The organism is [Zimmermannella] faecalis ATCC 13722 (assembly GCF_000381765.1).
GTDB lineage: Bacteria > Actinomycetota > Actinomycetes > Actinomycetales > Microbacteriaceae > Gulosibacter > Gulosibacter faecalis.
The window spans coordinates 135002-149469 of the sequence record NZ_KB907074.1 but is presented as its reverse complement, the minus strand read 5'-3'; the positions used below and the strand labels follow the sequence as shown (position 1 = coordinate 149469).

General features: G+C 67.9%; 12 protein-coding genes. 1 reads left to right on the top strand and 11 read right to left on the bottom strand.

The window, feature by feature from the left end:
- The first annotated feature begins 31 nt into the window (after positions 1 to 31).
- A complete protein-coding gene (locus tag G328_RS15580) occupies positions 32 to 2506 on the top strand; it encodes a helix-turn-helix transcriptional regulator (RefSeq protein WP_019617414.1) in 2475 nt (824 codons plus the stop codon).
- On the opposite strand, the gene G328_RS0100665 is transcribed toward G328_RS15580, so the two are convergent.
- The 11 genes from G328_RS0100665 to ftsZ form a co-directional block, all read right to left on the bottom strand.
- Positions 2503 to 3546, bottom strand: coding sequence for a quinone-dependent dihydroorotate dehydrogenase (locus G328_RS0100665; protein ID WP_019617413.1), 1044 nt, complete (start codon positions 3544 to 3546; stop codon positions 2503 to 2505). The genes G328_RS15580 and G328_RS0100665 overlap by 4 nt on opposite strands.
- A gap of 31 nt (positions 3547 to 3577) precedes the next feature.
- The gene (nrdR, locus tag G328_RS0100660; protein WP_019617412.1) at positions 3578 to 4081 is read right to left on the bottom strand and encodes a transcriptional regulator NrdR; all 504 of its coding nucleotides are present in this window, start codon (positions 4079 to 4081) and stop codon (positions 3578 to 3580) included.
- 4 nt (positions 4082 to 4085) lie between these two features.
- Positions 4086 to 5417: a histidinol dehydrogenase gene (gene hisD / locus G328_RS0100655; RefSeq protein ID WP_019617411.1), complete on the bottom strand. Its 1332-nt coding sequence runs from the start codon at positions 5415 to 5417 to the stop codon at positions 4086 to 4088.
- 30 nt (positions 5418 to 5447) lie between these two features.
- Positions 5448 to 8954 carry a DNA polymerase III subunit alpha gene (gene dnaE / locus G328_RS0100650; protein ID WP_019617410.1) on the bottom strand — a complete coding sequence of 1169 codons (3507 nt, stop codon included), beginning with the start codon at positions 8952 to 8954 and terminating at the stop codon, positions 5448 to 5450.
- A gap of 33 nt (positions 8955 to 8987) precedes the next feature.
- The gene (locus tag G328_RS0100645; protein WP_026339541.1) at positions 8988 to 9917 is read right to left on the bottom strand and encodes an RluA family pseudouridine synthase; all 930 of its coding nucleotides are present in this window, start codon (positions 9915 to 9917) and stop codon (positions 8988 to 8990) included.
- A gap of 2 nt (positions 9918 to 9919) precedes the next feature.
- Positions 9920 to 10477 carry a signal peptidase II gene (gene lspA, locus G328_RS0100640; protein ID WP_026339540.1) on the bottom strand — a complete coding sequence of 186 codons (558 nt, stop codon included), beginning with the start codon at positions 10475 to 10477 and terminating at the stop codon, positions 9920 to 9922.
- A gap of 6 nt (positions 10478 to 10483) precedes the next feature.
- Complete coding sequence (locus G328_RS15575) at positions 10484 to 11299, bottom strand: DivIVA domain-containing protein (protein ID WP_019617407.1); 816 nt, start codon at positions 11297 to 11299, stop codon at positions 10484 to 10486.
- Between the two features lie 80 nt (positions 11300 to 11379).
- Entirely contained in the window at positions 11380 to 11673 is a 294-nt protein-coding gene (locus tag G328_RS0100630) for a YggT family protein (protein WP_019617406.1), read from the bottom strand.
- A 141-nt stretch (positions 11674 to 11814) separates the two neighbouring features.
- Entirely contained in the window at positions 11815 to 12318 is a 504-nt protein-coding gene (locus tag G328_RS0100625) for a cell division protein SepF (protein WP_019617405.1), read from the bottom strand.
- A gap of 31 nt (positions 12319 to 12349) precedes the next feature.
- Positions 12350 to 13045: a YggS family pyridoxal phosphate-dependent enzyme gene (locus G328_RS0100620; RefSeq protein WP_019617404.1), complete on the bottom strand. Its 696-nt coding sequence runs from the start codon at positions 13043 to 13045 to the stop codon at positions 12350 to 12352.
- An 8-nt stretch (positions 13046 to 13053) separates the two neighbouring features.
- The gene (ftsZ, locus tag G328_RS0100615) at positions 13054 to 14346 is read right to left on the bottom strand and encodes a cell division protein FtsZ (RefSeq protein ID WP_019617403.1); all 1293 of its coding nucleotides are present in this window, start codon (positions 14344 to 14346) and stop codon (positions 13054 to 13056) included.
- Positions 14347 to 14468: the final 122 nt, after the last annotated feature.

Below are 14468 nucleotides of genomic sequence, written 5' to 3'. Positions count from 1 at the left end.
GCGCGGGCGGTCGCGAAGTGGAGGAGGAATCGTGCCTGAAGACGCGCTCTACAGCGATCTTCCGCTCCTGTCCCGTCGGCGGTTTCACCAGCTTTGGTCGACGCTTCCCCAGTTGACCGTCGTTGCCGCGGTGCCAGGCTGGGGCCGCACAACCTTCCTCTTTGAGGCCGAGGCGTTCCTGCGCGAGCAACGGCCGGACCTCGAGATCGCGCGCGCATTCACGCGCTCACAGCTGCTCCGCCTGCTGAACCGCGACGACGACACCGAACGAGTCATTTTCGCCGACGACCTCGTCGAGGCCGAAACCGACCCACTGTGGTCGGAAATCGCGCGGGCGCTCACAAGTCGCCCCTGGGTGCGGGGACTGCTGAGCTCGATCGATTCGCCTCCGGCCATGCAGGTTGTCGAGCTCGACACGCTCGTACTCACCGAACGCGACCTCGGCTTCACTCCCGCAGAGGCCGCAGAGTTCGTGGAGCTCACGACCGGCATCGATCCGGCACGCCTCGGTACCGACCTGGCCGCCGGGCTCCGAGGCGAACCCGCGACCATCGCGATCCGCGCACGCACGCTGCGCCTGCAACAGCGCGGCGATGTCTGGAGCGCCGGGAAGCGTGCGTTCGACGCGGCAATGCCAACGCTCGAACCGCCGCTCGCGGTACACGGCCGGATATCCAGCCGGCTCTGGCTCGCGTTGACACACGCGCAGGACCTCCGCTGGTTCTCCGCCGATCATCTCCGCATCCACCTCGCGAGCAACCCGGAAACGCGCGAAATCGACAGCGATGACGTGTTCTACCGCATCCGCGATCTCCCGATTTTCACGCTGGTGCCCGACGGGCTGACCGGCGCCGATACGCTCGCCTGGATTCCCGAGATGTGGAAAAACATCCGCGCCGGGCGCGACGAACTCGACATTCGCGCCGCGAACGAACGCGCCCTCGCGACCGTGCGACGCGTCGGCAACCTGCTCGACGAGCTCTTCTACCTGCTTGAGCTCGGTCGCTCCGACGACATTGAACAGCTCATCAAGCGTGACTACGTGCTGTTCGTTCTTCGCACGAACCCCATCACCGAACGGCAGCTCACCGACACCGTCGTTGATCCCACCGTCTCCCCCGTGCTGCGGCTCCTGCAGGCGGATATGCAGATTCGGCAGGGCGCGAGCGACGCCGACCTGCACGCACCGCTGCGGCGCGCCTTCCTCGCCCTGCGTTCGTGGCCGACGTCAGGATTCGACGACGAGTTCGCGCGCGCGAGCCTGCTCGCGGAGCTCGCGTGCCGCTTGGGCGACCGCGAGCGTGCGCGGCGGTACCTCGACGCGTGCGCCGAGCTTGTGCGACAGGTGCGCGACCGGTCGCCGTCGGCGACCGACGCGCAACGGTTTGCGACGATTGCGCCGTACCTTGCGGGGCTGTTCCGCACCGCCGTGCAGGTCGACGAACACGTGCTCGCGGAGATCTTCATCACCGCGAGCCTCGCCGGCACAAACCCTGGCGAGCCGGTGCACTACCTCCGCGAGCTGTTCTTCGTCACGGTGCGCGAGGAATTCGGACGGCTCTCGCTTGCGGGCCTCATTCCGCCGGGTCGCGACTCGGTACGGGGCCTCTACATCGCGCTTCGGTTTCTCGAAGAGGGCAATGACGAGGCGGCGATCGAGTTTCTCGACCTCATCGTTGCGCAGCAGCCCGCGAACGCCTCGCGTTCGGCGACCGACGCGGTGCCGATGCTCGTGCGCGGCCTCGTCGCCCCCAACTCGATCGCCGACCGCGACATCGCCCGGCTGCTTGACCGGAGCGCCGCGGCCTGGGGTGACGGAGTGCCGAGCTCCTACGTCGCCTACTGCGCGACCATCGCGTACCTCCACCGCGGTCAGCTCCGCGCCGCCGGCGACGTCGTGCGACGCGTCGCCCACGTCGACACCGTCTATGCGAAGCTCGCCCGCATCGTCTGGGCGCTGGCCTCGGGCGACGTTGCGGGTTCGGTGTCGATTCTCGACCCGAAGCTCGTCGAGGACATCCCTCGCCTCAGCACGCTCGCGCTCGTGCTCGCGGCCAGCTCACACCTGCGCCTCGACAACGAGGACTTCGCGGTGTGGATGCTCCGCCGGGCTTGGCGACGCTACGAGGCACCACGGCTGCTGCGCTACGCGCTGCGGTTCGTGCCGCAGGACATGTACGAACGCATCGGTGACCTCGCCGATCGGCTCCCCGACTCGTTCGTAAGGGCCTACGCCGATGCCGCACCCGACGCCCGGTTCGCAACCTGGCGCGACCCCGTTCAGCTGAGCCCGAGCGAGATCGAGATCGTGCGCCTGCTCGCCCGCGGATTGAAGAATCACGAGATTGCCGAGGCCCGCCACGTCACGCTCGGCACCGTGCGCACCCAGCTGAAGAGCATCTATCGCAAGCTCGAGGCGCCCGACCGCACGGCCGCTATCGAATCGGCGCGGCGGCAGGGGCTGCTCTCGGGCGGCAGCGCGGCGAACGTCGCCGCGGCCGACTAGCGTCGTGCGAGCTCGCGGTTGATCGCCGCGGCCCACAGCGGCCCCTCGTAGAGGAACGCCGTGTAGCCCTGCACGAGCGTGGCGCCGGCCGCGAGGCGGGCGCGCACGTCGCCGGCGCCCGTGACACCGCCCACCGAGATGACACAGGCGTCATCGCCGAGACCCGCGCGAACGCGTCGGAGCACCTCGAGCGACCGGGTCGCGAGGGGCGCTCCAGAGAGCCCGCCGGCGCCGTACGCCTCGACGACGCGGGCTCGGGTGCGCAGGCCCGCGCGAGACACGGTCGTGTTCGTCGCGACGATCCCGGCAAGCCCGAGGCGGCGCACCAGGCCGCAGATACGGTCAAGCGCGTCGTCCTCAAGGTCGGGCGCGATCTTCACGAGGAGCGGCACGCCCTCGGCGGCGGCCAGGGTCTCGCGCAAGATCGGCTCGAGTGCGTCGAGTTCCTGCAGCCCGCGCAGTCCCGGGGTGTTCGGCGACGAGACATTCACCACGAGGTAATCGGCGACGTCACGAACCGCGCGGGCAGCCGCGACGTAGTCGTCGACCGCGTCCGCGGCCTCGGTCACCTTGTTCTTCCCGATGTTCACGCCGACGATCGCCCCGCGGTTGCGTCGCGCGCGCAGCGAATCGGCCGCCCGCTCGACCCCGTCGTTGTTGAAGCCCATGCGGTTGATGAGCCCGCGGTCGCGCGGCAGGCGGTACATGCGTGGGCGCGGATTCCCCGGCTGCGCAACGGGCGTCACCGTGCCGACCTCGACGTGCCCGAAGCCGAGCGCCGCAAGCCCGTCGACGAGGTCGGCGTTCTTGTCGAACCCCGCGGCGAGGCCAAACGGCGAGGGAAACTCGATGCCCATCGCGGTCACTCGCAGCTTCGCCGATGGGCGAGTCAGCCGCGAGGCGATCGCCGCGGCCGGCCGGCATGCCCCGAGCCCACGAATCACCGCCGCACCGAAGTGGTGCGCGCGTTCCGTATCCATGCGCCGAAACACGACGTTGAACACGGCACGGTACCCGAGGCGGGCGAGTTGGAGCAGCACGGGCGGCCCTTTCTGACGCGGCGAGGCGCCGCTAGTCGGTGGTCACGACGGGCTCGCCGTCGACGGTCTCGTCGGAGTACTTCGGCACAACGTCATCGTGCTTGAGCTGCTCGATCGCGCGCTCGAAGTCATCGAGGGAGGCGAAGCCGCGGTAGACGCTCGCGAAGCGCAGGTAGGCGACGTCGTCGAGTTCGCGGAGGAACGGGAGAATCGCGAGTCCAATCTCGTTCGCCTCGACCTGTGACGCACCCGACTGCCGGATCGTCTCTTCCACCTTCTGCGCGAGCTGCGCGAGATCGGCGTCGGTAACGGGGCGGCCCTGGCAGGCCTTGCGAACTCCCGAGACCACCTTGTCGCGCGAGAACGATTCGGCAACGCCCGAGCGCTTGATGACACTGAGGCTCGCGGTCTCGAGGGTCGAGAAGCGCCTGTTGCAGTTCGGGCACTGTCGGCGGCGGCGAATCGCGTAGCCGTCGTCGGTGGTGCGCGAGTCGATCACCCGCGAGTCGGGATGACGGCAGAACGGGCAGTGCACGGCGCTACTCCCCCGTCCGCTCGTTGGTAGCTCGCTCGGCTCGAGCGGCCGCGGCGGCCGCGTGCGCCGGGAGGTCTTCCGCGAGCGCGATCGCCGTCAGCCGTGGCCGCACGGCGTCGAGCGCGGCCGCGTCGTAGCGAATGATTTGTTGCGCTCGCAGGAACGTGTAGGCGCCGAGCCCCGCGGCGTGGGCCGACTGCCCGCCCGTCGGGAGCACGTGATTCGAGCCGGCGAGGTAGTCGCCGAGCGGTACGGGCGAGAACCCGCCCATGAAGATCGCGCCGGCGTTCGTGATGCCGGCAAGGGTCGCCTCATCGTCGGTGGTCTGAAGCTCAAGGTGTTCCGGCCCGTAGGCATTCGAGACCCGGCAGGCCGCCGCGAGGTCGTCGACGAGCACGATCGCCGACTGTCGGCCCCCGAGCGAAGTCGCGACCCGCTCGGCGTGCTTCGTCTCGGCGGCAAGCTGCGCGAGGCGCTCGGCAACCTCGCCCGCGAGCCGCTCGCTGTCGGTCACGAGCACGGCCGCGGCGAGCTCATCGTGCTCGGCCTGGCTGAGCAGGTCGGCGGCGACGAAATCGACGTTCGCCTGCCCGTCGGCGATCACGAGAATCTCGGTGGGCCCCGCCTCTGCGTCAATCCCGACCTTTGCGCTCACGGCGCGCTTCGCCGCGGCGACCCACACGTTGCCAGGCCCGGTGATGACGTCGACCGGCGCGAGCCCGAGGTCGGCAACCCCGTAGGCAAACGCGCCGATCGCGCCCGCACCGCCCATCGCATACACCTCGGTCACGCCGAGGATGCCCGCCGCCGCGAGGATCGTCGGGTGCGGCAGGCCGCCGAACTCCGCCTGCGCGGGCGACGCGAGCGCGATCGAGCCGACACCCGCCGTCTGCGCGGGCACGACGTTCATCACGACGCTCGAGGGGTACACGGCCTTGCCGCCCGGAACATAGAGCCCAACGCGATCGACCGGCTGCCAGCGCTGTTCGACGACCGCACCGTCGGCAAGTTCGGTACGGGCCGGTGGCGGCACCTGCGCCGCCGAGCCAGCGCGCACACGCCGAATCATCTCCTCAAGCGCATCCCGCACCGCCGCGTCGAGCCCGTCGACCGCCGCGTCGATGTCGGCCTGAGGCACGCGGATGTGCTCAGGCGCGGCGCCGTCGAACCGCGCGGCCTGCTCGGCGAGCGCCTCCGCGCCGTGCTCGCGCACCGCGTTGATCAACTCGGTCGCGCCGGCCAGGGCGCGGGTCACGTCGACCTCGGGGCGGGGAAGGATTTCGCGCAGCTCGGCGACGTCGAGGTCGCGGCCGCGCAGATTCAGGGTCTGGATCATGGTGCTTCCCATCCTAGTGAGCGGCACCAGCTACCCAACCGAGCCCGGCCCGAGCAGGGCCGCGAGCTCCGAGTAGATCGCCGAGCCGAGCGCAACGCGGTGCGGCAACTCGAACATGCGCACTGACTGCGGCGTCTCGAGGTGGATGCGCACCTCGGACTCACCCTGGTTGCGCCGAAGCAGTTCGTCGAGCTCCTGCACGACCTTCTCGGTCGCACGGGTGTCGGCGAGCGTGAGCGTGAGCGGCGGGTTGTCGCCCACCGAGAGGTGCGGAATCGTGATGCCCTGTGCGGTGATGTTGAGCCCGTCGTCGCGGTGCTGCGCTCGGCCGCGCACGACCGCGATCGTGTCGCTCTGCAGCTGGTCGCGGAACTCGAGGTAGGTCTTTCCGAGGAACATGACCGTCATCTCGCCGCCGAAGTCTTCGATCGACACGATCCCGTACGGGTTCCCCGAGTTGCGCGCGACGCGGTGCTGCACGGTCGTGACGAGGCCCGCGATCTGCACCTGCTCGCCGTCGCGCACATCCGTGTCGCCGAGCAGGTCGAGGATCGGCCGCGCCGAGAGCTTCGAGAGTTCGACCTCGAGGCCCTTGAGCGGGTGGTCGGAGACGTAGAGCCCGAGCATGTCGCGCTCGAATGCGAGCTTGTCCTTGCGCGTGAATTCCGGGCGTTCCGGCACGACCTGTTCGGCTTCCTCGAACTCCATGAGCCCCGCGAAGAGATCGACCTGGCCGTGCGCCTCGTTTCGCTTGCGACTGACGGCCGCGTCGATCGCGTCTTCGTGGATTTCGAGGAGCGCGCGCCGGGTGGGCCCCATCGTGTCGAACGCCCCCGCCTTGATCAGCGACTCGACGGTGCGCTTGTTCGCGACCGAAATCGGCACCTTCTTGAGGAAGTCGTGGAACGACGTGAATTCGCCCTGCTCTTCGCGGGTGCGGATGATGTCGGCCACGACCTGCTCGCCGACATTACGCACGGCGCCGAGGCCGAAGCGGATGTCGTCGCCGACCGCGCGGAATCGCAGCGTCGACTCGTTCACGTCGGGCTGCAGTACGCGAATGCGCATGCGGCGGCACTCGTTGAGGTACTCGGCGAGCTTGTCGCGCGAGTCACCGACCGACGTGAGCAGACCCGACATGTACTCGGGCGCGTAGTGCGCCTTGAGGTAGGCGGTCCAGTACGAGATCACGCCGTACGCGGCCGAGTGCGCTTTGTTGAACGCGTAGTCCGAGAACGGCAGCAGGATGTCCCAGAGCGCCTGCACCGCGGCCTCCGAGAAGCCGTTCGACTTCATGCCCTCCGAGAAGACCGCGAACTGCTTGTCGAGCTCGGCCTTCTTCTTCTTGCCCATCGCGCGCCGCAGCAGGTCGGCTTGGCCGAGCGTGTACCCGGCGACCTTCTGCGCGATCGCCATCACCTGCTCCTGGTAGATGATGAGGCCGTACGACTCCGACAGGATGTCGGCAAGCGGCTCCTCGAGCTCGGGGTGAATCGGCGTGATCGGCTGCTGGCCGTTCTTGCGCATCGCGTAGTTCGTGTGCGAATTCGCGCCCATGGGGCCGGGCCGGTAGAGCGCGATCGTTGCCGAGACGTCCTCGAAGCTGTCGGGCCGCATGAGTCGAAGGAGCGAGCGCAGACCGTTGCCGTCGAGCTGGAACACGCCGAGCGTGTCGCCGCGGCTCAGGAGCTCGTAGGTCGCGCGGTCGTCGAGTTCGAGCGTCTCGAGGTCGATCGTCTCACCACGGTTCTCGGTGATGTTCTCGAGCGCATCAGAGATGATCGTGAGGTTCCGCAGCCCGAGGAAGTCCATCTTGATGAGCCCAAGCGACTCACATGACGGGTAGTCGAACTGCGTGACGATCTGGCCGTCTTGTTCACGCCGCATGAGCGGAATCACGTCGATGATCGGGTGCGACGACATGATCACACCGGCCGCGTGCACACCCCACTGGCGCTTCAGGCCCTCGATGCCCTTCGCGGTCGCGAACACCTTCTGGAAGTCGGGGTTCGACTCAATGACGCCGCGCATCTCCCCCGCCTCCTTGTAGCGAGGATGCTCGGTGTCGTAGACACCGGCGAGCGGGATGTCCTTGCCCATGATCGCCTCGGGCATCGCCTTCGTGAGCTGGTCACCGACGGAGAACGGGAAGCCAAGCACGCGCGAGGCGTCCTTGAGCGCCTGCTTTGACTTGATCGTGCCGTACGTGACGATCTGCGCGACGTACTCGTCGCCGTACTTCTCGGTGACGTAGTGGATGACCTCGGAGCGTCGACGGTCGTCAAAGTCGATATCGAAGTCGGGCATCGAGACGCGGTCGGGGTTGAGGAAGCGCTCGAAGATGAGGCCGTGCTGGAGCGGGTCGAGGTCGGTAATGCGCATCGCGTAGGCGCACATCGACCCGGCGCCCGAGCCGCGGCCCGGCCCCACGCGCACGCCCTGCGCCTTCGCCCACTGGATGTAGTCGGCGACGACGAGGAAGTAGCCCGGGAAACCCATCTGCGTGATGATGCCGATCTCGTAGTCGGCCTGCTTGCGCACGTCGTCGGGAATCGTGTCGCCATAGCGGTATTCGAGCCCCCGGTCGACCTCCTTCACGAACCATGACGCCTCGGTCTCACCCTCGGGCACGGGGAACGCGGGCATGAAGTTCGCCGACTCGTCAAACTCCGCACTGCAGCGCTCCGCGATGAGCAGCGTGTTGTCGCACCCTTCGGGGAATTCCCGGAACTGGTGCCGCATCTCCTCGGCGGTCTTCAGGTAGTACCCCTCGCCGTCGAACTTGAACCGGTTCGGGTCGTCGAGCGTCGCGCCCGACTGCACGCAGAGCAGGGCCGAGTGGGCGACCGCGTCCTCCTTGTGCGTGTAGTGGAGGTCGTTCGTGATCACCATCGGCAGGCCCATATGGTCGCGCAGCTTCAGCAGGTCGTCGCGCACGCGGCGTTCGACGCCGACGCCGTGGTCCATGAACTCGAGGAAGAAGTTGTCTTTGCCAAAGATGTCGCGGAACTCGCCGGCGGCCTCGACCGCCGCATCCCACTGCCCGAGCCGCAGGCGTGTCTGGATCTCACCCGAGGGGCATCCGGTCGTCGCGATAATGCCCTTCGCGTACCGCTGCAGCAGCTCGCGGTCCATGCGCGGCTTGAAGTACTGGCCCTCCATCGACGCGTACGACGACAGCCGGAACAGGTTGTGCATGCCCTCGGTCGTCTCGGAGAGCATCGTCATGTGCGTGTACGCGCCACCGCCCGAGACGTCGTCGCCGCCGCCCGAGCCCCACCGCACGCGCGAGCGGTCGGAGCGGTGCGTGCCCGGCGTGAGGTACGCCTCGGTGCCGATGATCGGCTTGACGTCGTACTTCTTCGCGGTGCGGTAGAACTCGTACGCCGAGAACATGTTGCCGTGGTCGGTCGTGGCAATCGCGGGCATGCCGAGTTCGGCCGCGCGCTTGATCATGTCCTCGATCTTTGCGGCGCCGTCGAGCATCGAGTACTCGGTGTGATTGTGCAGGTGAACGAACGAGTCCGATGACGCCAACGTGGCCCTCCAAGCGATTGCGGAGCTCCGATTCTACGCCGGGAGTCCCTCACGAAGTCGTTCGAGCGCGATCTCGAGGTCGCGCGGATACGCCGAGGTGAATTCGACAAAGCCACCGTTTTCGGGGTGGTCGAACCCGAGCTTGACGGCGTGGAGCCACTGGCGTTCGAGGCCGAGTGCGGCGGCGAGTTTCGGGTCGCCGCCGTAGAGCGGATCGCCCATGCACGGGTGCCGCTGCGCGGACATGTGCACGCGGATCTGGTGGGTGCGGCCGGTCTCGAGATGCACCTCGATGAGCGAGCCACGGCGGAACGCCTCGAGCGTCTCATAGTGGGTGATCGAGGGCTTCCCGCCGGCGACGACGGCGAACTTCCAGCTCGAGCCGGGGTGTCGGCCGATCGGCGCGTCGATCGTGCCCTCGAGCGGGTCGAGCAGGCCCTGCACGACGGCGTGATACGTCTTCTCGACGGTGCGGTCACGGAACGCCTGCTTCAGCACCGAGTACGAGCGCTCAGTCTTCGCGACGACCATGAGGCCGCTCGTGCCGACGTCGAGTCGGTGCACGATGCCCTGCCGCTCGGGCTGCCCAGAGGTGGAGATCCGAAACCCCGCCGCGGCGAGGGCGCCGAGCACTGTCGGCCCGGTCCAGCCCACGGAGGGATGCGCCGCGACGCCAACCGGCTTCATGACGACGACGAAGCTCGGCTCGTCGTGCACGATCTCGAGCTCGGGCACCTCGATCGGCTCGACCTGCAGGGGCCGCTCCGGCTCCCACTCGACGTCGAGCAGCGCCCCGGCCCGGAGCCGGTCGGACTTGCCGACGGAACGGCCGTCGAGGCGCACGCTCCCGCCATCGGCGATCGACGCGACGCGCGAGCGGCTGAGGCCGAGCAGCTTCGAAACGCCAGCGTCGACCCGCTCGCCGTCGAGCCCGTCGGGAACGGGCAGCATCCGCGATTCCATGCCTACACCTCGGTCTTCGCGTCGGTGTCGTCGGTCTGCTTGCTGCGCCCACGTCGGCCGTCGAGCCCGACGTCGAGAATCGTGAGCAGCACGAACAGGCACATTCCGACGACGACGCCGATATCGGCGACGTTGTAGATCGCGGGCATCATCCACGGCGTGGAGATGAAGTCGACGACGTGGCCCTGGCCGAATGACGGCTCGCGAAACAGGCGGTCGAAGAGGTTGCCGAGCGCCCCACCGAGCACGAGCCCGAACACGAGCGCCCACAGCGGCGAGGTGATGCGGCGGGCGAGCACAACGATGACGACGATCACGGCGGCCGCAACGATCGTGAGAATCCACGTCATGTCGGCGATCATCGAGAACGCCGCGCCGGGGTTCCGCACGAAGTACCACTGCAGGGCGTCACCAAGAACGGGGATGACCTCGCCTTCGGTCATGTTCGTCTCGACGAGGTACTTCGTGAGCTGATCTAGCGCAAACCAGACAACAGCGATCCCGGCCAGGAGTGCAAGGACTCCTGGCCGGGCTCGCCGAGGTGGGGTGGCGTCGCTCACGCGCGGCTAGTTCTTCGCCTCGCCGCCGTCGAACTCGTTGCTCGAGGCGGTGAATTCCTCGAGCTGCCCCTCGATGTAGGTGCGCAGCTGCGTGCGGTAGCTCGCCTCGAAGTTGCGAAGCTCCTCGATGCGCTCCTCGAGACGCGCCTTGGTGTTCTCGAGGTTCGTGGTGATCTCGCGCTCGCGGTTCTCGGCGTTCGTGAGCAGGGTCTTGGCCTTGTTCTCGGCCTCGCTCACGAGACGGTTCGCGTTCGTCTGCGCTTCCTGGGTGCGCTTGGTCGCGGCGGCCTCGGCGTCCTCGGTGCGCTTCGTGGCGGCAGCCTCGGCGTCCTGCGTGCGCTTCGTCGCGGCGGCCTCGGCCTCAGCGAGGAGCTGCGAGGCCTTCGCCTCGGCGTCCTTGATGAGCTGGTCGCGGGTGCGGGTACCCTCGGCGACGTGCTCGTCGTGGAGTCGACGCGCAAGCGCGAGCAGCGACGAGCTCGAGGTCGCCTCGTCGTCGCCGGCGGCCGGCGCGGCGAGCGGTGCCGCGGGGGCAGCAGCAGCTGCGGGTGCCTCGGGCTCCGCTTCCTCGGCGGCGGGAGCCTCGACCGGCTCCTCCTGCGGGGCGGGTGCCTCGGCCTGCGGCGCGGCGACGGGTGCCGAGCCTGCCTCCGAGGTGAGTCGCTCGTTCTCAGCGCGGAGTTCTTCGTTCTCGGCCAGGAGTCGGCGCAGTTCGACGACTACCTCGTCGAGAAAGTCGTCGACCTCGTCCTGGTCGTATCCCTCACGGAACTTCGTCTGCTGGAAACGCTTATTGACCACGTCTTCCGGAGTCAGTGCCATTTCCGACCCTTTCGTTTCGACAAGAATGAGTACCGATCACACTACGGTACTCGTGCATCGTTCGTCACATCGAGCGACGCTCAGAAGAAAAAGATACTGCGCACAATCACGGACAACACGGTGAGCGCGATGATCACGACGATCCACGCGAGGTCGAGCGCGATGGGGCCGACGCGTACGGGCTTGAGCCAGCGGCGCACCAGCTTGAGCGGCGGATCGGTGACGGTGTAGACGACCTCGGCGAGCACGAGCACGAGCCCGCGCGGCCGGAACTGCGGCACGAGCACGACGACCCAGTCGAGAATGAGTCGGGCCCACATAACAAAGTTATAGATCTGGAGCGCGATCAGCAGGATCGTCCCGATGAGAACCAATTCGGTGCCTTCTTGTCGTGATTCGGGTCGGCGCGCGCCGACGACCTGTCTATTCTGTCAGGCTCGGGAAACAGCCATCGGCGGCGCACCGTATTCGGTGCACCGCCGAGGTGCTCACACCGGGAGGCTGCGGACCCGCGCCTACGCGAAGAAGGTGGGGTCGTCCTGACGCCCGTGCTGGTCGTCGCCGTGCACGTTGACGTTCTCGGGGGTGAGGAGGAACACGCGGTTCGTCACGCGTTCGATGCGTCCGTTGAGGCCCTGCGTGAGGCCCGACGCGAAGTCAATGATGCGGCGAGCATCCGCGTCGGTCATCTGCGAGAGGTTCATGATGACGGGAATGCCGTCGCGGAAGCTCTCGGCAATGAGCTGCGCGTCTTTGTCGTACGCCTTCGGGTGGACGGTCAGGATTTCGTTCATCGCTCCAACTGCGGGTGTCGAGGGCTTGGGCGCCGGCGTCGGCGTCACCGTGGGCTTGATGGGCGTCACGGGCGCGGCGAACTCCTGCTCGTCGATCTCCGGCGCGCGATCAGTCTGGGCAGCCGCGGCCGTGGTGGCCGGGCGCGCGGGAGCGCTCGCGTAGGACTCTTCCTGCTCCTCGGCGAGACCGAGGTAGACCATGGCGTTGCGAATCGGGTTGGCCATTGTTGCCTCCTGTTATCGGTGTTACTCAACGTTATTGCGAGGTGGGCCGTTTTCCGGTGATTGCCTCGCCGATTCGAAGGTGTGTTGCTCCCTGTGAAATCGCTGAGTCGAAGTCGTGGGACATGCCCATCGAGCACCAGTCGGCCTCGGGGGCAAGGGTGCGGATGCGCTCCGAGGTCTCGCGCGCCAGCGCGAACGCGCGGCTCGGCTCCATCTCGATCGGAGCGACGGTCATGACGCCTCGGAGTCGAAGCGAGTCGGTGTCGAGGATTCGCTCGGCGAGCGCTGGCGCCTCGGCGAGCGGGATTCCACCGCGGGCCGTGTCGCCGTCGATCGAGAGCTGAATCGTCACGTCGATCGTGCGATCCTCCAGCTTCGCAAGCGCGTCGACGAGGTCGGCGCGGTCGATCGATTCGATGACGTCGGCGTACCGCCCGACCTGCCTCGCCTTATTGCGCTGGAGCTGACCGATAAAGTGCAGGCGCGCATCCTCGAGGCCGTGCGCGACCTCGGCCTTCGTTCGCGACTCGGGATGTCGGTTCTCACCAAAGTCGCGCACGCCGAGGTCGTGGAGCGCACGCACGATGTCGGCGTCGTGGAACTTCGTGACCGCGATGAGCGTGAGCTCGCTTGGCTCGCGACCCGCCGACTTCGCGGCCACAGCGATGCGCTCGCGCACCGACTCGAGTCGGTGCGCGAGCTCCGCGTCACTTCCCCAGGACGGCACGCTGCCTCCTAACGAAGGAAGTCGGGAATGTCGAGGTCGCCCTCGGCGTCGTCGTCGGCCGCGTCGGCGTACGGCGACTCGCTCTGTCGCGGCGAGATCGTCGGGGCCTCAGCGGTCGACCACGCCGGGCTCTCGCCGAGGCGGGGTGCCGCCTCTTCGGCGGGCTTGCGCTGTGCCGGGGCCTCACTCTGGGCACCGGCCGCGGTCGGTGCCGGGCTCGTCGCGGGTACGGACTCTGCCTGCTCGGGCTTCGGCGTCTGGTTGCGCGCCGTCGCCTCCTCGAGCGAGGGAAGCGGGTTCGGCGCCGACTTCGGGATGTCGGCTTCGTCGAGCGGTCGCGGCTCGCCACCGTCGAACCCGGCCGCAATGACAGTCACCCGCACCTCGTCGCCGAGCGTGTCGTCGACGGCAGTACCGAGAATGATGTTGGCACCCTCGTGCACGGCATCGCGCACGAGCTGCGCCGCCTCGGCGACCTCGAACATGCCGAGGTTCGAGCCCCCCTGTACCGAGAGCAGCACACCGTGCGCACCCTCGATGGAGGCCTCGAGCAACGGCGAGGCCACGGCGAGTTCGGCGGCCTTGACCGACCGGTCGGCGCCGCGCGACGTGCCAATGCCCATGAGCGCCGATCCGGCGCCCTGCATGACCGACTTCACGTCAGCGAAGTCGACGTTGATGACGCCGGGGTTCGTAATGAGGTCGGTGATGCCCTGCACACCGGCGAGCAGCACCTGGTCGGCGGTCGCGAAGGCCTCGAGCATCGAAATGCCGCGGTCGCTGATCGCGAGGAGGCGATCGTTCGGCACGACGATGAGCGCGTCGACCTGCTCCTTCAGCGCGGCGACGCCGTGCTCGGCCTGGTCGGCGCGTCGGCGGCCCTCGAACGAGAACGGCTTCGTGACGACACCGATTGTGAGGGCACCGAGCGACTTCGCGATGCGCGCGACGACGGGTGCACCGCCGGTGCCCGTGCCACCGCCCTCGCCCGCCGTAACGAAGACCATGTCGGCGCCCGTGAGCGCCTCCTCGATCTCCTCGACGTGGTCTTCGGCGGCCCGGCGGCCGATCTCGGGGTCGGCGCCAGCACCGAGGCCGCGCGTGAGCTCGCGACCGACATCAAGCTTGACGTCGGCGTCAGACATGAGGAGCGCCTGTGCGTCGGTGTTGATCGCGATGAACTCGACACCGCGAAGACCGATGTCGATCATGCGATTGACGGCGTTGACGCCGCCGCCACCGACGCCGACGACCTTGATGACGGCGAGGTAGTTGTTCGTTGCTGCACTGGCGTTCGTCACGTGAGCGGCCCCTTTAGCGAGATCGTGATGGGCGGGATGTCTGGGGCAACCCTAGGAGCGGGAATCGTGCCAGTGCCGAGCGCCGCCGGGCGTGTTGCCCAGGATGGCGATTTCGTTTCAAC

Coding starts and splice junctions, on each gene's coding strand:
- hisD (WP_019617411.1), bottom strand. CDS start 5,417: ATGATCCAGACCCTGAATCTGCGCGGCCGCGACCTCGACGTCGCCGAG.
- G328_RS0100645 (WP_026339541.1), bottom strand. CDS start 9,917: ATGGAATCGCGGATGCTGCCCGTTCCCGACGGGCTCGACGGCGAGCGG.
- G328_RS15575 (WP_019617407.1), bottom strand. CDS start 11,299: ATGGCACTGACTCCGGAAGACGTGGTCAATAAGCGTTTCCAGCAGACG.
- G328_RS0100625 (WP_019617405.1), bottom strand. CDS start 12,318: ATGGCCAACCCGATTCGCAACGCCATGGTCTACCTCGGTCTCGCCGAG.